We start from the raw sequence: 23,354 nt of genomic DNA on the forward strand, positions 1-23,354 counted from the left end.
GTTGGACGAGACCTCCGGAGAAAGGACGCGATATGAGCAGCCCCAAGACCAGCTCGCAGGGTTCCGGTAACGGTTCGGGGAATGGGCAGAACCCTCTGTTCAGCACCCAAGCCTTCCCCGGCTCGCGGAAAGTCTATGTGGAGGGAACGAAGGGGGTCCGCGTGCCCATGCGCGAGATCGGCCTGACACCGACTAAAGCGGCCAACGGCGGGGCACCGACGCCCAACCAGCCCGTGACCGTCTATGACACCTCCGGCCCCTACACGGATCCGACCGTCACGATCGATATCCGCGCCGGTCTGGCCCCCTTGCGCCGGACGTGGATCCTGGGCCGAAACGACGTGCAGGAGCTGCCCCATGTGTCCTCGGACTACGGACGTCTCCGGGCCGCCGACCCCAAGCTGGACGAGTTGCGCTTCGCGCATATCCGCAAGCCCCTGCAGGCCAAGCCGGGCCGGAACGTGACCCAGATGCACTATGCGCGCAAGGGCCTCATCACGCCGGAAATGGAATTCATCGCCATCCGGGAGACCCAACTGCGGGAGGCCGCGCTCCATCAGGCGCCGGCCAATGGGAACGGGCACAGGAACGGCCATGGCGGCCAACCGGGCGGTGACGCCCGGCCATGGGCCCAGCATCCGGGGCAAGCCTGGGGCGCCAGCATCCCCGCCCGCATCACCCCGGAATTCGTCCGCGACGAAGTCGCGCGCGGCCGCGCGATCATCCCCAACAACATCAATCATCCGGAGAGCGAGCCGATGATCATCGGCCGGAACTTCCTGGTGAAGATCAACGCCAACATCGGCAACTCGGCGGTGGCCTCCTCGATCGAGGAGGAAGTCGAGAAGATGGTCTGGTCGATCCGCTGGGGCGCCGACACGGTCATGGACCTGTCCACCGGCAAGAACATCCATGAGACCCGCGAATGGATTCTCCGGAACTCGCCGGTCCCGATCGGCACGGTGCCGATTTACCAGGCGCTGGAGAAGGTGGGCGGCAAGGCCGAGGACCTGACCTGGGAGATTTATCGGGACACGCTGATCGAGCAAGCCGAACAGGGAGTGGACTATTTCACGATCCACGCGGGGGTCCGGCTTCAATACGTGCCGCTGACGGCCAATCGGATGACGGGCATCGTCTCGCGGGGCGGGTCCATCCACGCCAAGTGGTGCCTCTCCCACCATCAGGAGAACTTCGCCTATACCCACTTCGAAGAGATCTGCGAAATCATGAAAGCCTACGACGTGGCCTTCAGCCTGGGAGACGGCTTGCGACCCGGCTCCATCGCCGACGCGAACGACGAGGCCCAGTTCGCCGAGTTGGACACCTTGGGCGAGCTGACCAAGATCGCCTGGAACCACGACGTGCAGGTCATGATCGAGGGCCCGGGCCACGTGCCGATGCACATGATCCAGGTCAACATGGAAAAGCAGCTCGCCGCCTGTCAGGAAGCCCCCTTCTATACGCTGGGGCCGCTGACGACGGACATCGCGCCGGGCTACGATCACATCACCTCGGGCATCGGCGCCGCGATGATCGGCTGGTACGGCTGCGCCATGCTCTGCTACGTGACGCCCAAAGAGCACCTGGGTCTTCCGACCAAGGAGGACGTCAAGGCCGGGGTGATCACCTACAAGATCGCCGCGCACGCCGCCGACCTGGCCAAAGGACACCCGGGGGCCCAGATGCGCGACAACGCCCTGTCCAAGGCCCGGTTCGAGTTCCGTTGGGAAGACCAGTTCCATCTCTCGCTCGACCCGGATACGGCGCTGGCGTTTCACGATGCCACCCTCCCGGACAATGCGGCCAAGGTCTCGCATTTCTGCTCGATGTGCGGCCCGCATTTCTGTTCGATGAAGATCACCCAGGACGTCCGGGACTATGCCGCCAAGAAGCAGTTGGACGAGCAGCAGGCCCTTCAGATCGGCATGCAGGAAAAGTCCGAAGAATTCAAGAAGGCCGGGGCGGAACTTTATCTCTAAGGAGTTGGCCATGGCAAAGCCGAGACCGGCGCCCTTGCGGGAACGGGACATCACCCGCCAGATTGCGCGGGCCTACTATAAAGAGTTCGATCAGCTCATCGAGAGCGACGTGATCATCGTCGGCGCCGGACCCTCCGGGCTGATTTGCGCGCGGGACCTGGCCGCCATGGGCTTCCGCACCCTGATCGTGGAGCAGGCGCTCGCGCTCGGCGGCGGCTTCTGGTCCGGCGGCTACCTCATGAACAAGGCCACGATCTGCGCGCCGGCCCAGGAGATCCTGGAAGAGATCGGCGTACCCTGCACGCCGGTGAAAGAATGCGAAGGGATGTACATCGTGGACCCGCCCCACGCCACCGGCGCCCTGATCGCCGCCGCCTACAAAGCCGGGGCCAAAGTCCTGAACCTGACCCGGGTCGTGGACTTGATCCTGCGCCGCGAAGGCGTGCTGGAGGGCGTGGTCGTGAACAATACGACGGCCGAGACGGCGGGCCACGATGTGGTGCACGTGGACCCCATCGCGCTGGAGAGCAAGATCGTGGTGGATGCGACGGGCCACGATGCGATCGTGGTGGAACTGCTCCACAAGCGGCATCTCTATCAGGCCGTGCCGGGCAACGGAGCCATGTGGGTCTCCCGCTCCGAAGAAGCGGTCATGGATTATACAGGCGAGGTCTACCCGAATTGCTTCGTCGTCGGCTTGGCCGTCGCCGCCGTGCACGGCACGCCACGCATGGGCCCGGCCTTCGGCTCGATGCTGCTGTCCGGCCGCTATGGAGCCGAGCTGATCAAAAAAAAACTGAAACAGGAATAGAGGGAGCTTATAGCTGGTAGCATATGGCGAGAAAAAAGCCGGCGGGATCGACTCCTGGTCCGCGCCATCGGCTATCTGCCATAGGCCATCAGCTCTTTGTTGAGAGCTATGGATCTGCAAGACTTTCTGCTGCAAGGCGAAGGACGCGAGGAAGACAAGACGGAGGCCTGGAACTTCTTTCAGCAAGCCTACGAGCAACAGATGAAAGGCGAGTTGGAAGAAGCCGTGCGTCTCTACAAACAGTCTCTCGACCGCCACCCGACCGCCGAGGCCCATACGTTTCTGGGCTGGACCTACAGCTTCATGGGCAAGCTGGACGAAGCGATTGCGGAATGCCATCGGGCGATCGACATGGACCCGGAGTTCGGCAATCCCTACAACGACATCGGGGCCTATTTGATCGAAAAGGGCCAGTTCGACGAAGCCATCCCCTGGTTCGAACGGGCCATGCAAGCCAGACGCTACGAAAGCCCGGCCTTCCCCCACCTGAACCTGGGGCGTGTCTTTGAACGGAAGGGATTGTGGGACAAGGCGATCGATGCCTACAAGCAGGCGCTGACCCTCAATCCCGACTATGCGCTTGCCAAACGCGCGCTGGGCCGCCTCATCGGGATGCTGAATTAAACAGGGCCCTCAGCAGTCAGCGTTCAGCCGTCAGCAGGAAACAAAAGCAAAGGCTTCCATACAACGCATGAACGAAGCAGGACAGCACAGCGGCCAGACTATTCTCGTCGCTATCAATGACATCTTTTTCTACGCCAAACTCAAGGACGCGCTACGCGGCGGCGAGTATGCGTTGGCGCGCGCGCGGACGGAGGAAGATGTCGCCGCGAAGGCCGATACAGCGGCGGCGCTGGTTATCAATATGAACGACGACCGCCTGGATGCCTTCCGCGCCTTGGAAGGACTCAAACACCGCGCGACCAAGTCCCCTTTGCCGATCCTCGCCTTCGCCAACCATGAAGAAGTGGAGACTTGGCGGCGCGCAAAAGAATTGGGCGTGACCAAGATCGTCTCACGCAACGAATTCTCTTCGCGGACGCGAGAGCTGGTGGAGGAAGTGATTCGGTCGGAAAGTTTGAAAGTCATCAAGTCGTAAAGTCTTCGGCCAACGACTTTCAGACTTTGAGACTTTTAAACTTTTAGCCTGTTAGCCAAAACCATGAAACACTCCCGACTGCATGACGTACAGCTCGCACGCGGCGCGGTCATGGCCGAGACGGCCGGATGGGAGATGCCCGCCCATTACGGCCACCCGGCGGCCGAGCACCTGGCCGTGCGTCGCAGCGTGGGGCTCGCCGATCTGTCGCATCGCGGCAAGTTGCGGGTGACCGGAGAAGACCGGGTCAAGTGGCTGCAGAGCGTCATCAGCAACGATATCCTCCCGCTCACACCGGGCCACGGCCTCTATTCCAGCTTTCTCAACCACAAAGGCAAGATGTTGACCTATTTCCGGGTCTACGCCCTCCCCGAGTCGCTTTTTCTGGAGGATGTCGGCGAGATCGGAGACGCCACGTTGCAAGTCCTGCGGAAATTTCTCCTCTACGGCACCAAGGCCAAGCTGGAACACTGCAGCGATACCTGGGGACAGCTGCTCGTGAGCGGCCCGCGCGCGGCCGAGCTCATCAACGCCGCCTTCGGCGCCGAAGTCACCGGGCTCACATCCCTGAATTTCACCGGTCAAGAAATCGGAGGACAGCAGGCCATCCTGGTTCGGACGGAAGAGACCGGCGAAACCGACATCGAGGTGTTGATTCCCGCTGACGGGCTCCCGGCCGCCTGGGAGCGGCTGGTGGAAACCGGCGCCTCGATGAGCCTCACCTTGTTCGGTACCCAGGCTCGCGAATCTCTACGCCTGGAGGCAGGTCTTGCGAGAATCGGCAAGGACCTCACCGAGGAGATCGTCCCGCCGGAGGCCAATCTGGAAGGGATTGCGTTCAGCCTGAGCAAGGGTTGTTATCCGGGCCAGGAGGTCGTGGCTCGGATGGACACCTACGGGAGCGTGCGCCGCCGCCTGGCCGGCCTTTCACTGAAGGGCTCCGCCGTCCCGCCCCATGGCGCCAAGATCTTCAGCGGCGACCGGGAGGTGGGCTGGGTCTCCAGCGCAGCGTCATCGCCTTCGCTGGGGCACCCCATCGCGCTGGGCTTCCCGCTGCGCGATTTCACCCAGCCTGGCACGGCCCTGACCATCGAGATCGACGGCCAGCGACACGAGGCGACAGTGCAGACACTTCCCTTCGTAAGGTCGCCGTCAGTCAGTTGAGAGTTGAAAATGGTGAATTGAGAGTTAGCTGCTGAAGAGCTTTCAACTCCCAACTCTTCATTCTCAATTGAATCTTATCGTTTCGGGTAGTGCTGTCAGCGCTTGCCATATCCAGAGAGCCGAAAATTTTCTTGCCAAGTGTACAGGAAGCACATAGGATTTCCCGTAACCCTAAGGCCAATTTGGTGGGGATAGGCTGACCGGTCTACTCAATAGCTATACCGCTAACTCAATGGTGAAAACATCCAAACTACCTGAGGACAATGTGCGCGCGGTCGGTCGCGTGGTCGTAAACTTCCAATATCTCGAATTCACAATTGTCCAATTAATCTGGATCATGACGGGCCCGGATGAAAATATCGGGCAGCGCATTACGGCCGGTGTTCCATTTACGAAACTTTGTGAGCTGTTATCGTCTATTTTCCACTACCACATCAAAGACTCGTCGGTCGTCGAAAAATTTGAACACCTCATGACGCAAGCCCGTAACGTCAACACCGACCGAAATCGAATTGTTCATTCGTGGTGGTTTACAGATCTTGACGGCGGCGCTCCGTCACGGTTGAAACCTAAAGCGAAAGGGGCGCAATACGATTCCGAGAACATTGATGCAGATGCGGTGTCCACTTCAATTTCTAAATTGGCAAGCGACTTTGAGAAATTCATCGACGAACTCTACCAGGCCAACCTTATTCGCAGGAAACCTGGAATTTCATTGGACTCATTACGCTGACGCGGCATAACAATTCGTTGGACGCGAGCGGCGGTAGCGCGTTTCTCAACTTGCTTGGTGCAGCGAAGGGTGCGTCGATTCGCGCCGCCGCGTCAACTCAGACGTTAGACGCCCCACATGAACCCGCGAATCGGGCAGCTTCAAGAGAAGTTGGCCCCGGGGCCGAGCAACGATCGACGAGGGAGGAGATTGTGTGGGAGGCCGCCCGGCCGGACTGAGGACCTCAGTGTTCCTCAATCCAGCGTTCAGCATGCATCGTTGATCGTTCTGGTCTACCGCTCCGGATTGCGCGCGGCGGCGTCCGCGCTGGCTAGCGTGGCGCGGTAAATAGATCGTCCTGCTTGCCGTTAATCATGCGCGGCGTTAATATAGACCGTGATTAAGACGTTCAAGTGCGCCGATACGGAAGCGCTCTGGAAGGGCCACCGGGTCAAACGTTTTCTGAATGTCGAATCTGTCGCGCAACGCAAGCTGCGACAGTTACAGATCGCGGGCCGCCTGGAAGACCTAAGGGTACCACCGGGCAACCGGCTGGAAGCGCTCAAAGGCAACCGCGCCGGGCAGCACAGCATCCGCGTGAACGACCAGTATCGCCTCTGCTTTCGCTGGACGGACTCGGGTGCCGAAGACGTTGAGATCGTGGACTACCACTGATGGAGAATGATTATGCGTAAGCTAAAGCCTGTGACGCCTGGCGATCTCTTGCTCGAAGAGTTCCTGATCCCGATGGGTATCACTCAATATCGCCTCGCCAAAGAAATCGGGGTCTCCGCCCAACGGATCGGCGACATTGTGGCGAGCAAACGTGCCATTACTGCGGATACCGATTTGCGTCTGTGTCGGTTCTTCGGCCTTTCCAATGGCTACTGGCTGCGCGCGCAGGCCGCCTATGACACCGAGGTTGCCGAGAGCGCCCTCGCCAAAACGTTGGCGAAGATTAAGCCGTGGGCAGGGGCCAAAACTCATGCGGGTTCCGCCGCCTAACTTCCGCTTCGACGCCAAGAGAAGTTAGCCCCGAGTCCGAGCGAAGATCGGTCTTGATCACGCGCAGGGGCACGGCAGGCGAAACATCCGGCTACCGTCCCCACCCTCTCCCTCTACACCGCCGCTAAACTCCGCAGGCTGATCAAAAAGGCCGCCTTCTCACCCGCCCACCCCAGCGCGCCAAGACGCGCCTTTTCCACGAGCGAGGCCGCAGGAAGTCCAGCGACTGAGGAGGTACATACCAAGCTTTGCTTGAACCGCTCGCTTCAATCACCTGCGAGCGGATTGGTATTTTGCCTCCAGTAAACTTAGCTCGGTACGTCGCAAGGAAACGGACGCCCGAGAACGAAGTTCGGGGCCTTTTTTCAGCAGCCGTGGCTATTTTTCCGGATTGCGCGCGGCGGCAACGGCGGCAGCAAACGCAAACAGGCTCTTCCTGGCCTCGTCGTCGAGGGCCAGCAGCAGATGCGCCTCTTCCCCGTGCATGAGCCGGAGGCTCAGGAACGGTTCCTCCTGGCGCTTTTCCCGATTGTCCCAGACCGCGTCGATCACCTGGACTTTGTCGAGATCGCGGGCCGAGACGACGTCGTACCGGAAGTAGGAATCGCCGATCACCATATCGTAGAGCACGTTCCCCGCCGTGAGCACCGCAAGGTTGAAACGTCCCTGCTCTTCATAGCCTTCCGGCAGATACTTGTTGATGTGGAGCAGCGCCACCTTTCGGTCGCCCAGCGCCGTCTGTATGTTTTTCTTGAGGGCGTCATAATCGAGTTGCAACGCCTTCTCATCCGGACCCGTCGCGTCCACCGCCGCCTGTTGCACCGCCTCAAAGACTCCTGCCGCCGTCGTCACACTACCCATACAACCGGTCTCCTTTCGAAATAATGCTGCGATCCGCCGCCAACGCGGGCGGAACCGCGGGCCTCTTCTTGCCTGTTTACACGGAGCGATCAGGCGCTACGGTACCTGGAGTCTGCCGCCTATTGCAAGGGGCTTATGGACCGGTCTTGGGGAAGGTATGCGCGAAACGGGGCTGGCCTGCGTCGTCCAGAATTTCAAGGTGCAGGCTTTGTCCATCCAGGCGGATCAGGCCGAAATTTTGATACCCGCCCTCGCTGTACAGCGTCGTCGGGGCCAGCGCAGGATCGGGCGGAACCGGTTTGCCCGGCGCGGCGGACAGCGGTCCGCAGATGAATTCATGGAAGTCAGGCGCTCCGTCCCGGTCCGGATCGTAGGCATTGATTTGCACGTAGTGGACGTCCGTTGCCAGCCATACGACGTTCCGGATGCGGCGCTGGAGGATGTCGTTGACGATCAGACGGAGTTCGGTCTGGAAGCCGGTGCCATCCGCTCCCCGCGCCCAACTGTCGATGCCCGGGACCATTTTATTGCCCGCCTTGGGAATCGAGAGCGGCACACTCGTGGCGATCACCTTCCAGGTCGCGGTGGAGCGCGCCAATCCCTCCAACAGCCAGGCCCGTTGAGCCGCGCCCAACATCGTCTTGCCCGGCCCGTCGGGATCTGAATTTTTGCTCCGATATTGCCGGGTGTCCAGGATGAACAGCTCCAGATCGGCGCCGTAGCGCACCTTCCGATAGAGTCTGGTCGGGTCTTCCGGAGGCGTGCCGATCGGCCAATACTCGAGCAAGGCCTGGCGGCCAATGGGCATCAAGGGTTCGGAGGGGCCCGAGAAATTGTTGCCGACTTCGTGATCGTCCCAGATGGCATACACCGGCACGGCGGCGAGGAAGCGCTGAAGGAACCGATCCCCCCGCTGATACCGGTGCTTGATCCGGTAGTCATCCAACGTCGCGGCAAGAAAATCTGCGCCGGTTACATTCGGCGGCGCAGGACAGCGGTCATCGCCGTAGATGGTATCGCCCAGTAAGAGCAGAAACGACGGGCTTTTCCTGAGCATCGCATCGAAAATGGGATACCCGGTCCGTTCCCCCCGACAACGCTGCTGGCCCCCCAGATCGCCGCTCCAAAGAAAGGTGACAGGCTCCGCGACGTCCGGCGCCGCGGCGGTTCTGAAGCGACCCTGCCCTGCCTCGCGGGCCGACTCCTGGAACGGACGGCCGGCGATGCCGGCGACCAAGACCCGATACCGGTAGGCAGTAGCCGGCGCCAGTCCGTCCGCCGGTACGGCGAGTGTAAAATCCCGTTCGCCGGCAGTCGTGGCGACAGCGGACTTGCCCAGAATCTCAGGTTGTCGCTCCGGCGACCAGACTACCTGCGCCCGAGCCGGGCCATCGGTCCTGACCCAGATCACCGCGGAGCGATCGGTGACGTCGCCAGCCGCCACCCCTTGAGGCAAGAGGGCCTCGGTCGGTGCCGGCTGTTCGGAAAAGGGACCGGAGGGAGGCAGCCCCGGGCGAGAATCGGACACACAGCCCTGACCAACCGACAGCAGGACAAGCCCGATCACGATCCGGAATCTGTCTGCAACCGACGTCACCATGGGGTTCCCTTACCGGAAGCGCGGCGCGCCGTCAAGTACGGCACGGCCAGGCGGTTGCATTCTCCACAATGGGTTCGGCATACTGAGGAACATCTGTCGGCCGTATCAGTTGGGAACCCTGCTATGAATAATGAAACTTGTTTGGTTGGCAATTGCACGTTCCGGGTCTATGCGCCGGCGGGAACCGGAGGTCTCTGCAAGGAACACTTTCTCAGCTTCGTCACCTGGCGGCGCAGGAAAGGTTCCGCCATGTTTCACAAGTACGCGGCCATGACCATGGACGAGCGTGATGCCGTGCTGGCCGAGTGGAGCACCACCCTCGCGGCCGAGTAAGGTCATTCCATCACGGGAGATCCGTGGTGGTGGATGATGTGCCACCGGTCCCCCGCCTTTTCGTATAGATTGGTCGCGAGCACCCGGCTGCCCTGCGACTGCTCTCCCTGCCGGCTCGTGATCTGCTCGGTGCAGATCACCCAGGCCATGTCTCCCGCCACCTGAATCTGGATCTCGGTCAACTCGAACGTCATGGCGAAGGTGTTGTTGAAAATCAGCACCCAGGAATCCCGCACCGCTGGCCAGCCGACCCGCAAGGTCCAGCCGGGATGGATGCAGGTGACATACTCCTGCTGGGCCCAAATCCGGTCCATCCGCGCCACGTCCAGGCTTTCAAACGCTTCATAAAATTCCTGGTTCGCGCGGGTGACTTCCTCGATCTTGGTTTTCAACAGCTCTTCGGCGTCGCTCATGGGGGCGCATCATACCTCAATCGAGCGAACGGACACAAAAAATCGGCGACCGGCAGGGGCAGCTCCCGGTCGCCGACCGTGCGTGTCGCGGCGCCTAAAATCCGGACAGACCCTTCTTGAGCGCGTCGCCCTGCTGCTTCAGCGCCTCGCCTTCTTTCTTCACGGCGTCTGCGGCCGCTTCGGTCTTCTCCTTCGCCGCTCGCGCCGCATCGATTTTTTCCTGCGCCGCCGCCGTTGCTTTGTCCTTCCCCGCCTGGACGGCATCGGCCTTGGCCTTCACCGCATCCGTGCCTGCCTGCACCTTCCCTTCCACCTGCGCCTTCTTCTCCTGGACCTTGGCCGCGGCCTTCGCCTTTTTTTCCTGGACCGCTGCCGCGGCCTTGCCCGGCGCCTCTGCGGCAGCCTGCGTCTTCTGCTGGACCGTATCGGCCCCTTTCTGCATGCTTTCCATCCCCTTCTGGACTCCCGTCTCAGCCATCGAGGGGAGCGGGGCTAAGCCCCAGAGCACCAATGCCGAACCGATGACCGTCACCGCGACCAATGTGTGTGTCGTTCGCATGCGTCTCTCCTTATAGTTGGTAGTTGGCGAGCCCCGCGACTCTTGTGTGAATCACTTCTGCTCGGCCGTGCAATGGGCGCACCGCAGGGCCTTGACGGGAATGGCGCTCAGGCAATAGAGGCAGTCCTTGGTCGTCGGCGCGGGCGGCGCCGGTTGCGCTTTCAACCGGTTCACCTGCCGGACGAGGAGAAAGATCACGAAGGCCACGATGACGAAGTCCAGGACCGTTTGCAAAAACACCCCGTAGTTGATCGTGGGCGTCCCGGCTGCCTTGGCTGCGGCCAGGGATGGCTGCGGCTGACCCGAGAGGTTGATGAACAGGCTCGAGAAGTCCACCTTACCCATCAGCAGGCCGATGGGCGGCATCAGGATATCGCTCACCATGGACGACACGATCTTGCCGAACGCCCCGCCGACGATGACGCCGATCGCCATATCGAGGACATTGCCGCGCATGGCGAATTCTTTGAACTCCCTGAGCATACCGTTCCTCCTTTGGCCCGATCAATGCCGGTCGCGCACAACCCGAATCGGCGCAGGCGCGCTCCGTTACAGGTTCGGAGGAATGTCGAAGTCGGCCAGGCGGCGGTAAAACGTGGCCCGGCTGACGCCCAGGAGGCGGGCCGCCACCGTCCGATTCCCATTGGCTTCGGCCAGCGCGGCGACGATCCGTTCCCGTTCGTCCCCGGGATAGGCGCCCGAGGGGGAAGACAGGCCGGCGGCGTGGGCGATCTCCGTCGGCAGATCGGCCGTCTCGAGGACGGCCCCCCGGCAAGACACCGCCGCGCTTTCGATCGCGCTTTTCAACTCCCGCACGTTGCCGGGCCAGGGATACTCCGTGAGGCGGTGCATGGCCTGATTGCTCACATCCCGCACCGATTGACCGGTCGCCCCGCGGCAAGGCACAAGAAACGACGCCACCAGAAGCGGAATGTCTTCCCGCCGCTCGCGCAACGGGGGGAGCTGAATCCGCGCGACACGCAGGCGATACAGGAGGTCCGCGCGGAACCGCCCGGCCACGACGTCCTGACTCAAGTTGTGATGGGTCGCCGCCAGGACGCGCACGTCGACCTTGCGGGGACTGGTCTCCCCGATCCGGGTCACCTCTTTTTCCTGCAGCACCCGCAGTAAGGCCGTCTGTACCGGACCGGGAACGTCGCCGATCTCGTCCAGAAAGATCGTCCCTCCCGACGCCGCCTCGAAAAACCCCTGGTGGGACTCGGAGGCCCCGGTAAACGCCCCTCTTCTGTGACCGAAGAGCTGGCTGCCCAACAACGACTCGGTCAGCCCCGCACAATTCACCGCGATGAAGGGGTGGCCGGACCGCCGGCTGCACGCGTGAACGGCGCGCGCCACCAGCTCTTTCCCGGTCCCGGTCTCTCCTTCGATCAGCACGGTCACGTCCGCCTTCGCGACATCGCGGATCTTCTGATAGACCTGGTTGATCGCCGGGCTCGCCCCGACCAGATCTTCGAAGGAGGCCTCGCCGTCGAACCGGACCGTCCGCGGGGCCGCCGGCCCCGCCTCGTTCGGCCTCCCGGCCTCCGCCAGCCGTCGTTGCGCCCGCTCCCGGACCAGTTCCTCGGCGATGGTCAAGCGGACTTTCAGCAACGCCGGAGGCACCGGCTTCGCCACGTAATCGTTGGCCCCGGCCTGCAAGACGGCGTGCACATCGTCCGGTTGATCCCGCGCCGTAACCATGACGATCACGCTGTGCGCCCCCTCGGGCATGGCCCGGATCCGCCGACAGAGCTCCAGCCCGTCCATCCCGGGCAACTGCCAGTCCAGCAACACCAGCGGGTGCCTGTCGCGTCGGTAGGCGTTCCACGCAGACTCGGCGTCACCACAGGCCGTGACGTCATGCCCGCGCGCACCGAGCAGTTTCTCGAATACCCGGCGCACATCTTCGTCGTCATCAACCAGCAATACGTGCATACCGTCCCTCACGCCACGTTCGCCGGACCGGCCGGAGTCACGAAGCTCCATAAATCACTTCCACGCGACTCAGGTAGGAAGACAGCTCGGCAACCCGGCTGCGAACGGTTTCTTGGTTCCGCTCCTGCGCCGCCTGCTCCAGCGCATATCCGATGGCGCTGAGGCCATCGAAGCCGTACCCCCCGCCATCCCCTTTCAGCCGGTGCCCCAACGCTTGAATGGCCTGGAAATCGCCCCGGTCGTTGGCCGCGATGAGTATGGCCACGTCTTTGCGCCGATTCTCCAGGAAGCCGGGAATCAGCTCCTGCAGGTCCGGGTCCCCCTGGACGATGATTTTGTCCCGCGGCGTTTCATCCGGCTCCGGCGTCATCTCGTCACGCTCCTCGTCTGTTCGCTGATCGCCGTCAGCAGCGTCGCTTTCTTGATGGGCTTGATGAGGTGGGCCGTGCAGCCCGCCTCCAGGCTCTTGCGGATCTCTTCCGGAAGCGCGTTCGCCGTCAGCGCGACAATCGGCGTGGGCGTCCGGCCTTGTTCCTGCTCCCACTGCCTGATCGCCCTCGTGGCGCTGTGGCCGTCCATCACCGGCATCTGGACATCCATCAAGACCAGATCGTAGCGGCTTTGCTGAAACTTGTCCACGGCGACTTGCCCATGCTCGGCGACATCGATGACATAGGGCAACGTCTTCACATACGACAGAATGAGCAGGCGATTGTCCGGCGAGTCTTCGACCAGCAGAATGCGCAACGCCGGCACGTCTTCGGAGCGGCCCGCCGGCGCCTCCGGCGCAGCCTTGATCTGACCCAATACGGCGGAGATGGCGTGCATCAGATCGGTTCGTTTGATCGGCTTAACCAGATAGCCGGCGAGGCCGACGTGCCGAGCGCGGGCGATGTCCCCGCTGCGATTGTCCGAACTGAGCATGAGCACCCTGGCGTCACCGATCTGTTTGAGGCGCTCCGCCACCTGAAACCCGTCCTGGCCCGCGATGCTGCGCTCCAACAGGACCAGTTGGTACGGCAAACCCGCGGCCCTGGCCCGTTCGAACTCGCGCAGGCCGGCCTCCCCGCTGGCCGCTTCCGTGACCGATGCCCCCCAGGCGGAGCAACTTTCCTTCATGATCATCCGATCGGTGTCCCGATCATCCATCAATAGGATGCGAAGCCCTTTCAATTCCACCGGTGCAGCAGACGCAACGTGGCTCGGCCGGGTGTGTACGCCAAAGCCGGCCGTAAAATGAAACGTGCTGCCCCGGCCAACCTCGCTGTCGACCCAGATGCGCCCCCCCATCAGCTCCACCAACCGCTTGGCAATGGCCAACCCCAGCCCTGTGCCCCCATATTGTCTGGTGGTCGAGGCATCCGCCTGGGTGAACCGCTCAAAAATCACGCCCACCTTGTCTGCGTCGATGCCGATCCCCGTGTCCGCAACCGAGAACGTCAGACGGCCCGGCTCCTGGGCATCCAATTCCGGTTCGACCAGCAATCTGATGGCGCCTCGGTCCGTAAATTTGATCGCGTTCCCCATCAGGTTGAGCAGCACCTGCCGCAGACGGCTCGGGTCGCCTTCGAGCACGGACGGGATGCGGGGACTGACCTGCCACGTCAACGTCAATCCCTTTTCTTGCGCACGGATCGCCACCATCTCGACGGTTTTCTCGATCAATTCGCGGAGATCAAAGCCGACCCGCTCCATCTCCAGATGCCCGGCCTCCACTTTGGACAAATCCAGGATGTCGTTGATCAACTCCAGCAGATTGCCTCCCGCGCGCTGAAAAATTTTGACATATTCCGACTGTTCTCGCGTCAACGGCGTTTCCAGGAGCAGGTCGGCGATGCCGATGATCGCGTTCATCGGCGTGCGAATCTCGTGGCTCATACTGGCCAGGAACTCACTCTTGGCCCGGTTGGCTGACTCGGCCGCCTCTTTGGCCTTGTGCAATGCGGCCTCCGCCTGCTTGCGCTCGGTGATATCACGAGCCGCCGCCTGGAAGCCGACCACCTGTCCCCTCTCTTCCAGAATTTGCACGTTCTGTCCGATCCAGACCTCGGTCCCGTCCTTTCGCACGGCGGGAAACTCAAAATAGGTGCTGGGGATCTTGCGGAGGAACTGCCGGCCGTAGAACCGCTCGGCGGCCGCGCGGGCATCCGGCCGGATCAAATCGACGAACCGCCGGCCGAGGAGCTCTTGCTCCGAATACTGCATGATGCGGGAGGCCGTCGGGTTCACAAACACAAAGCACCCCGTGGGATCGGTCCGGTAGATGATGTCCGTCGCGAGGTCCACCAGTTGCCGGTATCGCACTTCGCTGCCGCGCAGGGCTTCTTCCGCCCGCTTTCGTTCCGTGATGTCCCGGAAAACGCCGCGCGTCAGCATGAGCCCGCCCTGGTCGTCGTACCGGCCGGTCGCACTGCCCTCCACAAATACCTTCCCGCCGGATTTCGTGATGAACGCGGTCTCGAACCGCTCGACGTTCACCCCCCGGAACAGGCCATCCAGCACGGCCCGGAATTGGTCCCGGTTGTCCGGGTGAATCACATCCATGACCGAGTTGCGGGCCAGGTCGGCGTCGTCATATCCCAACGCGCGGCGCCAGGGCGGATTGGCATAGACGACCCGTCCATCCGGCGTCGCCAGCTGGATGAGGTCCGTGGTATTTTCAAACAGGTCCCGGAACCGCCGTTCACTGTCGCGCAAGGCGGCCTCCACCTGCTTCCGTTCGGTCACGTCGCGCGCGATCCCCAGCACCTCCACCACACGACCGTCCTGCATCTGCGGGGTGATCGTGAATTCGCCGGTCACATACTCGCCCGATTTCGTGCAGACGCGCATCTCGACGGGCGCCACCGTCTGGCCGGCCAGAATCTGCTGAAATCGCTGGGTCGACAGGGCTGCGTCCTCGGGGTGCAGGAGCGCCAGATACGGCTTCCCGATCCATTCCTCGCGAGGAAACCCGGTGTATCGGTCGAAGGCCGAGTTCACGGACGTAATGACGCCTTGCGGGGAAATCGTAAAAATGACGTCGGTGGCCGTTTCCACGAAACTCCGGTAGCGTTGTTCCGAATCGCGCAGCCGATCCTCCACGCGCTTCTGCTCGGTGATGTCGCGCGAGACGCCCATTACACCCACCACCGCGCCCTCGGGGTTGCGCACGACCGAGGCCGACAAGAGACAGGGGAACAGCTCTCCGCTCCTGCGCTTGTTGAGAATTTCCTGCATGTGCCGCTCTTGTCCGACCACCGCCGCGTTGACCGTCGCCCCTTCTCCGACGTCGGCATACAGGATATTGACCGATTGCCCCAGGACCTCCTCCCGGCGATACCCGAACGCCGCTTCGGCGGCCGGATTGAATTCGATGATGCGCCGGTGCTTGTCCGCCGCCACGATCATGTCCATGGAACTGGCGATCAGATTTCCGGCGAAGGCCCTGGAGGTTTGCAGCGCCGCCACCAGACGTCGCATCTCCAATTTCCTGACAACCTGGCCACTCAGCAGCCGCAACGCTTCCGACTGCTCCGGGGTAAGCTGCCGCGGCTGCCGGTCGATCACGCAGAGGGTGCCGATGGCGTGTCCATGGGGCGTCATGAGCGGAACGCCGGCGTAAAACCGAATCCGGGGATCGGCGGTCACGAAGGGATGGTCTCTGAACCGCTCATCCTGGCCGGCATCGGGCACGACCAGCAGATCCCGTTGAAGAATGGTGTGGTCGCAAAAGGCCAGCTCGCGGGCGGTTTCGGACAGGTCCAGCCCCAATCTCGACTTGAACCACTGACGGGCGGCATCGATCAGTCCGATCGCGGCGATCGGGACGCCGCAGATCGTCGCCGCGAGCCTGGTCAGCTCGTCGAAGTCCTCTTCGGGCGGCGTATCGAGGATTTCATAGCGGGCCAGGTCTTCGAGCCGGGCCGCTTCATCCTGCGGGAGAGGCACCTGCTGCATGTGACGTCCTTTTCGACGGCGGCCCGGCGCCGGCAGGCGGGATCAGCCCCGCGTAGCGGCTTTCACCCGATTACGCCCCCCGTGCTTGGCCTGATAGAGGGCCCGGTCGGCCGCCTCGATCAATCCCGCGGGCTTGTCTCCCCGAGCCGGCACGGTCGCCGCCACGCCGGCGCTGATCGTCACGACCCGTTTGACTCGGGACTGGTCATGCGGCATGGCGCAGGCTTCGATCTGTTCACGGAACGTTTCCGCCACCGCGATCGCCCCATCGGCATCCGTCCCCGGGAGCACGACGGCGAACTCCTCCCCTCCATACCGGGCGACCAGATCGCCGGGACGCTTGATGCCCCGGCCGAGGACCCCGGCGATGCGCTTCAAACAGAGGTCGCCGGCTTGATGACCGTACGTGTCGTTGTAGGCCTTGAAGTCATCCACGTCGATCAGCACCAGGGACAGGCTCCGGCCTGATCGTATGGCCCGTTTCCATTCATGCTCCAATACGTCGTCGAAACGCCGGCGATTCGGAATGACGGTGAGACCGTCCAGCTCCGACCGGCTCAACAGCATCTTATTGGCGACCTCCAGTCGCCGGGTGACCTCCACCAGTTCCCGCTCACGGGCCTTGCGGGCGTCGAGCTCACGCTTCAGGTTCAGGCCGGCGGACACCCGGGCCAGGAACTCGACCTTCCGGATGGGTTTCATGATGTAGTCCACGACTCCGGCGGAAAAAGCCTTCGTCAGCGTCCGCTCCTCAGTTGCCACCGTCACCATGATGATCGGGATATCCCGCAGCGCCTCGACCGCCTTGATCTTCCGGCACGCCTCCACCCCGTCGATGTCCGACATGATGTGATCCATCAGAATCAGATCGGGCAATGGCTGGTCGAGAGCCGGCCGGGGCATCCCCAGCACCTTGAACGCGGCACGGGCGGACTCGACCGCCTGCACATCGCGATACCGTGCGCCCGTGAGAATCGACCGGAGCAGGAGCCGGCTCTCCTCCGCATCGTCGACAATCAAAATGCGGCTCGGCTCGCTTGCGCTAGGCCCTCTCGCATTGGGCATCATTCCTCCAACTACGTACAGGCGCAGCCCTGCGTGAGGCAACGTCCGGCTGCTCTTCAGGAACATCGGGCGTCAGGGTCCAGCCGTTTCCAAACCGATGATCAGTGACTGTTAAGCGCCGACATGCCGGCCTTGACCCGATTCGCCCCCTCGCCTTGCGCCTGCGTCAACGCCTGCTGCGCCGCCCGGATAAGCGGCTCCGGCTCGGTCCCGCGTTTCGGCACGGCCGTGGCCACGCCAAAACTGGCGGTGACCCGAGCCGGACCTCCAGGCTGGGACACGGGCGACTCCATGGCCTCCACCTCCGCACGGAAGGTTTCTGCCACATACTGCGCCCCTTCGGCATGGGTCGCCGGGAGGAGGACCGCAAACGCGTCTCCTTCCCAGCGGGCGACGAGATCGCCCGAACGCCGGACTTGCCGGTTGAGCAGCCCGGCCACCCGTTTTAAACAATGATCGCCGGCCGTCGCACCATAGGTGTCGTTGTAAGCCGCGAAGTCATCCAGGTCAACCAAGATCACGGAGGTCGGGGTTTCATCCCGCATCGCCCGCCGCCACTCCTGTTCCAGCGCATCCTCGAAGCGCCGCCGGTTCGGGATGGCCGTCAGGCTGTCCAGTGAGGCCACGCGGAGCAACATCAGGTTGCTCGCTTCGAGACGCCGCGCCAGGTCCTGCAGTTCCCGCTCATGCGCCTTGCGCATATCCTGCTCCCGCTTCACGCTCTCGATGAGGCGGATCCGCGCCAAAAACTCCACCTCCCTGACGGGCTTGGTGACATAGTCGGCCACACCGGCCTCGAACGCCTCCTTGAGCACCTGCCCATCCGTATTGGCCGTCACCATGACGATGGGGATTCCGGCTAGCAGCGTCACCGCCTTGATCCGCCGGCACGCCTCAATGCCGTCCATATCACCCAGGCTCTGATCCATCAGAATGACATCGGGCTGGGCCCGTTCCGTGTCCGGCTGAGGCATGCCCAAGTGATGCAAGGCCTCGCGGGCAGACCCCACGGCTTGCACCTCGCGATACCCAGCCCTCTCGAGAAACGTGCGCAAGATGAGGCGGTCCATGTCCGAATCATCGACGATGAGGATCCGGGTGCCGGGGGTCTTCGACGAGTCGTTCATGCGCTGCCTTGTCCCTCTTTCTGGCGATCCCCCGATCGTCCCGGGAGCACCGCCTCTGATCCTGCGCCTCGGCCGGCCCATCCCGGCTAAGGCCGATGGTCGGCAATAATGCTCCAAAACTCGCGAAACAGGAACAGAAGCAGTACTCCCGCGATGGCCACGCCCAGGAGCAGCAACAGTTGCTTGCTCCCCTTATGGAGCCGGCCTTGCAGCCGAACCGGCCAGCCGGCTTCTCGCTTGGGGCGGGGCCCTCCCGCGCCGGCCTTGCCGGCCATCGCTATCACACACTCGGGACAGCGGCCAAGACTGAACTCGGCTTCCGAGTGGGCTTCCACATAGACTTCGATCTGATTCCAATATCCCCGGTCATCCCGAATCTTCTTGCAGGACACGCACATCGGAAAGCACCCGCGCAGCGTCTTCACCTCCTGCAGCGACGCCTCCAGTTCCTCCGTCCGTTGCGTGAGTTCCCGCTCCCGCGCTTTCCGTCGGTCCATTTCCTGTTTCAACGCCAGGGCCGAGCGGACCCGTGCCAGCAGCTCGAACTTGTTCACCGGCTTGGTGATATAGTCGACCGCGCCGGCGGCGAAGGCCCTGACCAAGGTCGAGGTCGCCGTCGCCACCGTCACCATCAGGATCGGGATGTCCTTCAGATGGGGTATTTCCTTGATCTGCTGGCAGGCGTCGATCCCGTTGAGCTCCGGCATCTCGATATCCATGAGGATCAGGTCGATCTTCGGGCCCGGGCTATCCGGGTCATTGACCGACGCATACGTGAACGCATCGGGCAGCGATTCGGCCGTGACCACATCCGCATATCCGCCCGCCTTGAGAAATGTCTCCAAGAGCTGCCGCTGGTCGACCGAATCGTCAATAATCAGAATGCGCATCCGCCTGTGTCCTGCTCTCGTATACTTAGGAGGGGCCGAGCAGCCGCACTTCCTGTTGCGGGAACGGAATGTCGATCCGTTGGGCGCGAAATTCTTCGACGATCGTGCGGTACAGTTCCGCCTGGGCCGGCAGATAGTCCGCCACTTTGACCCAGGGCTGGATCGAGACGGTGATGGCGGAATCGGCCAGCACCGCAATCCCCACCAGCGGTACCGGCTCCTTCAACACGCGGGGATTGGCGAGTACGAGCCCTCGCACGACCGTCAGCGCCTTGTTCACATCCGCTCCATAGGCCACCCCCACCGTCAGCTTCAGCTGCCGCACGTCGCCGAAATTATGCAGCACCTCCCCGATGACCTTGCGGTTGGGAATCACGACGCGGGACCGGTCCGCATGCGCCAGCGTCGTCGAAAAGATGCTGATCGCGGCGACCTGCCCCTCTACGCCGATCAGTTCGATATATTCGCCCACCCGGTAGGGCTTGGTAAAAATGATCGTCAGCCCGGCGATCATGTCGCTGAGCACTCCTTGCATGGCGATGCCGACCCCCAGCCCCACCACGCCAATGCCGGCCAGGAACGGGCCGATCTGGACGCCGAGCTTCTCCAGAGCGGTCAGGAGGACGAACAAGAGGACGAGTCCCCTGGCCAGCCGGACGAGCAACATCCGGACCGGCGGCTCCATGTCCTGTTGTTGGAGCACTCGCTGGAGGGCATTGCCGACCCATCGGGCCAGCACAAGCCCAAGGCCCAGAATCGCCAAGGCCCCCAGCACCTGGAACCCGTACGTGACGAGGAGATCGAGGATGTGATCCGTGATCGCCATAACCCTCTGTACGTTGTGTCCCCTCGGGGCGGGCGGCGCCGAACGCCAAACGACCGCGGCGCCAGAGATTAGAACGGAAGCTTCAGACCTCCGGGCAACAGTTTCTCCGCGGGATTCGACGGCAGCACCGAACCGAAAGAGCCCTGCGTCAAACGGGATGCCAGTTCGTTCCCGATACCTCCCAGCCCGCTGAAGCTGCTCTTGAGCTCGTTCAACGGCCCGCCGGCCTTGGCCATGACCGCCGCTTGCAACTCCTTCGTGAACTGGTCCGCCAGGGCCTGCACCTGCTTCCCCACCGCGTCTTTCAGGATGCGATCCAGGTCGGAGGTGAGATGCACGTCATACTGCTCGACCGTGCCGGAAACCTCGGCCTTCACCGTGAACCCGGTCACACTCGACAAGGCTCCCTCGATCGCTTTGATCACGGGATTGGCCGCGTCCGGCTTGCCCGCTGTCAGCTTCACCGACTGGAGCCCGACGGTCGCCTGGCCCGCCAAGGCCTGGCCGCTCACCGTCACCTGCAGATCCGCATCGGCCACCGCCTTCCCCAGAGTCACAGGCCAGTCGGCGCTGTCGGAGAGGGTCACCGACTGCACCTGATAGCCCTGGACCCGTACCTGCGCGTGATCCCTCGGTGAAGCCGGCGCCACGCGATTCATCGATCCGTCAAGGCGGATGGACTGGACTCCCTTGAGCTTGTCGCCGGCAAAGGCAAAGGTCAGCGGCTTGCCGAGGATATGCTGGTCCGGGGTGATGTTCTCGATCGTGCCGTCGAGGTCCCCCACCTCCAACTGCGCGGACACCTTAGCCGAACGGATCAGGAAATCGGGCAGCGGCTCTCGCTCCGCAAACCGGACCTCCACTCCTTTGCCGCGAATCGGCTTCACAACTTCCGGCCCTTTCGATTGGACTTGCGCCTGCGCGAGCATCGGCTGCACTTTCCCGTACCACACCAGCCCCTGCCGCACCCACTCCCCGCCCTTCCCCCCCAACAATATCCCGCTCATGTTGGCCAGGCCCTGGGGAGACAACCGGTATTTTTCCTGGAGGCGCTGCACGTCTTCTTGCGGCGCCTTGATGGCTTGGTCCACCCGCTGCTTGAGATCGGCCAGTTGCCGGTCAAAATCGGTCTTGGCGCTCTTGATCCGCTCGAGGTCTCGTTCCAGGTCCTTCTGGATCGCCGCCACCTCGCTGGTCGCACCCAGAATCCCCCCCAGACCTCCCTTGGTGGAAGACTTCAGTTTTTCAATGCGGGCCTTATAGTCGTTCAGCTTCTGTTGGTCCGGCAGCTCCGCCAGCCGTTTTTTCCAATTGTCCTGCTCCTTCTTGATGTCGGCCTGCAACGACTCCGCGAGCTTGACGGACTGGAGGTCGGCGCCGGCCATGACGGTATTGATGTCAGGGACCTCAAACGACGGCAGGGGAATGTTCGCGGCAAGTTTCGCGACCGTGCTTGGTTCATGGGAAGGCACCACCGCGCCGGAGGACTGCCGCTGCGTGCCGAATCGCAGACCCTCCACCGCCATCTCTTCAACAATCACCTTCCGTCGGAACAGATTCAGCCCGTCCAGCGACATGGCGATACGCGCCACTTCTACGGCATTGGTCATCGGCTCATCGGGGTTGGTCACCTGCAAGCGGATCAGGGTCAATCCCAGCGGCGACAGGGTCACATGGGCGGCCCCGAGTTCCACCTTGGCCCCTACGAGCTTCGTCCCCGTCTGTTCGATCATGCGTTTGACGAAGGGATCGACCAAGAAGAGCCAGACGAGGGCGAGCAAGGCCGTCAGGCCGACAAAGGCGCCAAGCCCCCACCAGCGAATCCAGCCTTCGTGCTTGGGCTTCTTCGGGTCTTTGGGTTCGTGGGCCGGCGGAGGGGCCGTCTTCTCCGTCACAGGCCACCTCCCATGCCGGAAAAGGACTGGTACAGGCTGTAGAAGCGGCTGGCTTTCAGAAGCTGCATGACGCGGGTCTTTTCCACCCAGGCAAGGACGTGGGCCCGGTACCGACGGATGGCGAGGTTCGAGAGAACATAGAGCGGCACGAACGACACAAGCGAGAAGAGCAGGCTGCCCATCACGATGGAGTTATTGAAATGTTCGAGCCGCCAGAGCGTCGAGTTATACAGGCTGGTCCAAAGGCCGGCGAGGGATTCGTTGGTGAGCGCGGCGAGCCCGATCCGGTGAAAGAGCGGGTCCAGCCCGAACGCCAGGCCCGAACAGACGGGCAACCCGAGAAGAAACGCGGAGAGGTTGACTCGGATCACCAACACGAGGAGCAATACCAGCAGATTGTGGAGGCTCATCAACGGAGTGAAGCCCGCCACCATGGCGAAACAGAACCCCAAGGAGATCTGCCCTGGATGCGTCTCGGAATTCAGCACCGCCAGAAGACGAGCCAACATTCTCATCATCGAGGGCCGACCTTTCTCCGTAGCGTCCCACGTGTGATAGTAGCATAGGGCGCTGCAAAAGCAACTGCGGCCGACATTGGCCGATCAAGGCGAACTCGTCAGCCCGCGGCCAACTTGGCCGTCTGTCGGTTGACGAGCCAGACGCCGGCCAAGATCAATCCGATGCCGATGAGTTCGACCGGCCCGACCGCTTCGTTGAGGATGAGCGCGGACAAGCCGACGGCGGCCACGGGGGTCAGGTTGCCGAGCACGGAAGCTCTCGACGGTCCAATCCCCTTCACGCCGAAGAGCCAGGCCTGTTGGGCCACGGCCGTGGCAAACACCACCAAATACCCTAAGGCCAGCCAGTCGGCCGACGAGACGGAAGCCGGACCGGCCTCCATCATCTTGCGGTCCACCCACAATAACGGCACCTGCAGCAGCGTCGCCACCAGCAGGGTCGTCCAATTGACGGTCAAGGCCGACAGACGCTCCATGACGGTTCGGCTGCCGATGCTGTAGAGCGCCCAACTCGCCACGCCGAGAAACACCAGGACCCCGCCGACCAAGGGTTGCTCTCCGACGCTGCGGAACCCGGCAACCGACACCAATCCCACCCCGGCAAAGGACAGCAGAGCGCC

24 protein-coding genes are annotated in these 23,354 nt (G+C 62.6%); 9 read left to right on the plus strand and 15 right to left on the minus strand.

Features of this window, described 5'->3' with window-relative positions:
* Nucleotides 1–32: 32 nt before the first annotated feature.
* The 8 genes from thiC (at nt 33) to higA (ending at nt 6,773) form a co-directional block, all read left to right on the plus strand.
* Nucleotides 33–1,982, plus strand: coding sequence for a phosphomethylpyrimidine synthase ThiC (gene thiC, locus EPO61_06725; protein ID TAJ09249.1), 1,950 nt, complete (start codon nt 33–35; stop codon nt 1,980–1,982).
* Between the two features lie 10 nt (nt 1,983–1,992).
* Complete coding sequence (locus EPO61_06730) at nt 1,993–2,793, plus strand: thiazole biosynthesis protein (protein TAJ09250.1); 801 nt, start codon at nt 1,993–1,995, stop codon at nt 2,791–2,793.
* Between the two features lie 108 nt (nt 2,794–2,901).
* Nucleotides 2,902–3,417, plus strand: a complete 516-nt coding sequence (locus EPO61_06735) for a tetratricopeptide repeat protein (protein ID TAJ09251.1) — start codon at nt 2,902–2,904, stop codon at nt 3,415–3,417.
* 67 nt (nt 3,418–3,484) lie between these two features.
* Nucleotides 3,485–3,892: a histidine kinase gene (locus EPO61_06740; GenBank protein TAJ09252.1), complete on the plus strand. Its 408-nt coding sequence runs from the start codon at nt 3,485–3,487 to the stop codon at nt 3,890–3,892.
* A gap of 63 nt (nt 3,893–3,955) precedes the next feature.
* Complete coding sequence (locus EPO61_06745) at nt 3,956–5,056, plus strand: aminomethyl transferase family protein (protein TAJ09253.1); 1,101 nt, start codon at nt 3,956–3,958, stop codon at nt 5,054–5,056.
* A gap of 232 nt (nt 5,057–5,288) precedes the next feature.
* Nucleotides 5,289–5,789, plus strand: coding sequence for a hypothetical protein (locus EPO61_06750; GenBank protein ID TAJ09254.1), 501 nt, complete (start codon nt 5,289–5,291; stop codon nt 5,787–5,789).
* A 375-nt stretch (nt 5,790–6,164) separates the two neighbouring features.
* Nucleotides 6,165–6,443, plus strand: coding sequence for an excinuclease ABC subunit A (locus tag EPO61_06755; protein ID TAJ09255.1), 279 nt, complete (start codon nt 6,165–6,167; stop codon nt 6,441–6,443).
* Nucleotides 6,444–6,455: 12 nt separating this feature from the next.
* The gene (higA, locus tag EPO61_06760) at nt 6,456–6,773 is read left to right on the plus strand and encodes an addiction module antidote protein, HigA family (GenBank protein TAJ09256.1); all 318 of its coding nucleotides are present in this window, start codon (nt 6,456–6,458) and stop codon (nt 6,771–6,773) included.
* Between the two features lie 378 nt (nt 6,774–7,151).
* Here higA and EPO61_06765 read toward each other — a convergent pair whose 3' ends face one another.
* Nucleotides 7,152–7,634, minus strand: a complete 483-nt coding sequence (locus EPO61_06765; protein ID TAJ09257.1) for a hypothetical protein — start codon at nt 7,632–7,634, stop codon at nt 7,152–7,154.
* 133 nt (nt 7,635–7,767) lie between these two features.
* Nucleotides 7,768–9,234, minus strand: a complete 1,467-nt coding sequence (locus tag EPO61_06770) for a hypothetical protein (protein TAJ09258.1) — start codon at nt 9,232–9,234, stop codon at nt 7,768–7,770.
* A 123-nt stretch (nt 9,235–9,357) separates the two neighbouring features.
* On the opposite strand from EPO61_06770, the gene EPO61_06775 reads away from it, so the two are divergent.
* Nucleotides 9,358–9,567 carry a hypothetical protein gene (locus tag EPO61_06775; GenBank protein ID TAJ09259.1) on the plus strand — a complete coding sequence of 70 codons (210 nt, stop codon included), beginning with the start codon at nt 9,358–9,360 and terminating at the stop codon, nt 9,565–9,567.
* Between the two features lie 2 nt (nt 9,568–9,569).
* On the opposite strand, the gene EPO61_06780 is transcribed toward EPO61_06775, so the two are convergent.
* The 13 genes from EPO61_06780 to EPO61_06840 form a co-directional block, all read right to left on the minus strand.
* Nucleotides 9,570–9,962: a DUF4440 domain-containing protein gene (locus EPO61_06780; GenBank protein ID TAJ09274.1), complete on the minus strand. Its 393-nt coding sequence runs from the start codon at nt 9,960–9,962 to the stop codon at nt 9,570–9,572.
* 112 nt (nt 9,963–10,074) lie between these two features.
* Nucleotides 10,075–10,539 (minus strand): hypothetical protein, encoded by a 465-nt coding sequence (locus tag EPO61_06785; GenBank protein ID TAJ09260.1) that lies wholly within the window; start codon nt 10,537–10,539, stop codon nt 10,075–10,077.
* 51 nt (nt 10,540–10,590) lie between these two features.
* Nucleotides 10,591–11,022 carry a large conductance mechanosensitive channel protein MscL gene (gene mscL / locus EPO61_06790; protein TAJ09261.1) on the minus strand — a complete coding sequence of 144 codons (432 nt, stop codon included), beginning with the start codon at nt 11,020–11,022 and terminating at the stop codon, nt 10,591–10,593.
* A 66-nt stretch (nt 11,023–11,088) separates the two neighbouring features.
* The gene (locus EPO61_06795; protein ID TAJ09262.1) at nt 11,089–12,525 is read right to left on the minus strand and encodes a sigma-54-dependent Fis family transcriptional regulator; all 1,437 of its coding nucleotides are present in this window, start codon (nt 12,523–12,525) and stop codon (nt 11,089–11,091) included.
* Entirely contained in the window at nt 12,512–12,844 is a 333-nt protein-coding gene (locus EPO61_06800) for an Hpt domain-containing protein (protein ID TAJ09263.1), read from the minus strand. The genes EPO61_06795 and EPO61_06800 overlap by 14 nt, the downstream gene beginning before the upstream one ends.
* Complete coding sequence (locus EPO61_06805) at nt 12,841–16,413, minus strand: PAS domain S-box protein (protein ID TAJ09264.1); 3,573 nt, start codon at nt 16,411–16,413, stop codon at nt 12,841–12,843. Before EPO61_06805 ends, EPO61_06800 begins: the two co-directional genes overlap by 4 nt.
* 42 nt (nt 16,414–16,455) lie before the next feature.
* On the minus strand, nt 16,456–17,478 hold the full coding sequence (locus EPO61_06810) for a diguanylate cyclase (GenBank protein ID TAJ09275.1): 1,023 nt from the start codon (nt 17,476–17,478) through the stop codon (nt 16,456–16,458).
* A gap of 101 nt (nt 17,479–17,579) precedes the next feature.
* On the minus strand, nt 17,580–18,686 hold the full coding sequence (locus tag EPO61_06815; protein ID TAJ09265.1) for a diguanylate cyclase: 1,107 nt from the start codon (nt 18,684–18,686) through the stop codon (nt 17,580–17,582).
* 5 nt (nt 18,687–18,691) lie between these two features.
* Nucleotides 18,692–19,495, minus strand: a complete 804-nt coding sequence (locus EPO61_06820; GenBank protein ID TAJ09266.1) for a response regulator — start codon at nt 19,493–19,495, stop codon at nt 18,692–18,694.
* A 25-nt stretch (nt 19,496–19,520) separates the two neighbouring features.
* Nucleotides 19,521–20,321 (minus strand): mechanosensitive ion channel, encoded by an 801-nt coding sequence (locus EPO61_06825; GenBank protein TAJ09267.1) that lies wholly within the window; start codon nt 20,319–20,321, stop codon nt 19,521–19,523.
* Between the two features lie 68 nt (nt 20,322–20,389).
* A complete protein-coding gene (locus tag EPO61_06830; protein ID TAJ09268.1) occupies nt 20,390–22,306 on the minus strand; it encodes a TIGR03545 family protein in 1,917 nt (638 codons plus the stop codon).
* Nucleotides 22,213–22,734, minus strand: a complete 522-nt coding sequence (locus EPO61_06835; protein TAJ09269.1) for a TIGR03546 family protein — start codon at nt 22,732–22,734, stop codon at nt 22,213–22,215. The genes EPO61_06830 and EPO61_06835 overlap by 94 nt, the downstream gene beginning before the upstream one ends.
* A 98-nt stretch (nt 22,735–22,832) precedes the next feature.
* Nucleotides 22,833–23,354, minus strand: a 522-nt coding sequence (locus EPO61_06840; GenBank protein ID TAJ09270.1) for an EamA family transporter, incomplete at its 5' end; no start/stop codon positions are given.

The organism is Nitrospirota bacterium (assembly GCA_004296885.1).
GTDB lineage: Bacteria > Nitrospirota > Nitrospiria > Nitrospirales > Nitrospiraceae > SYGV01.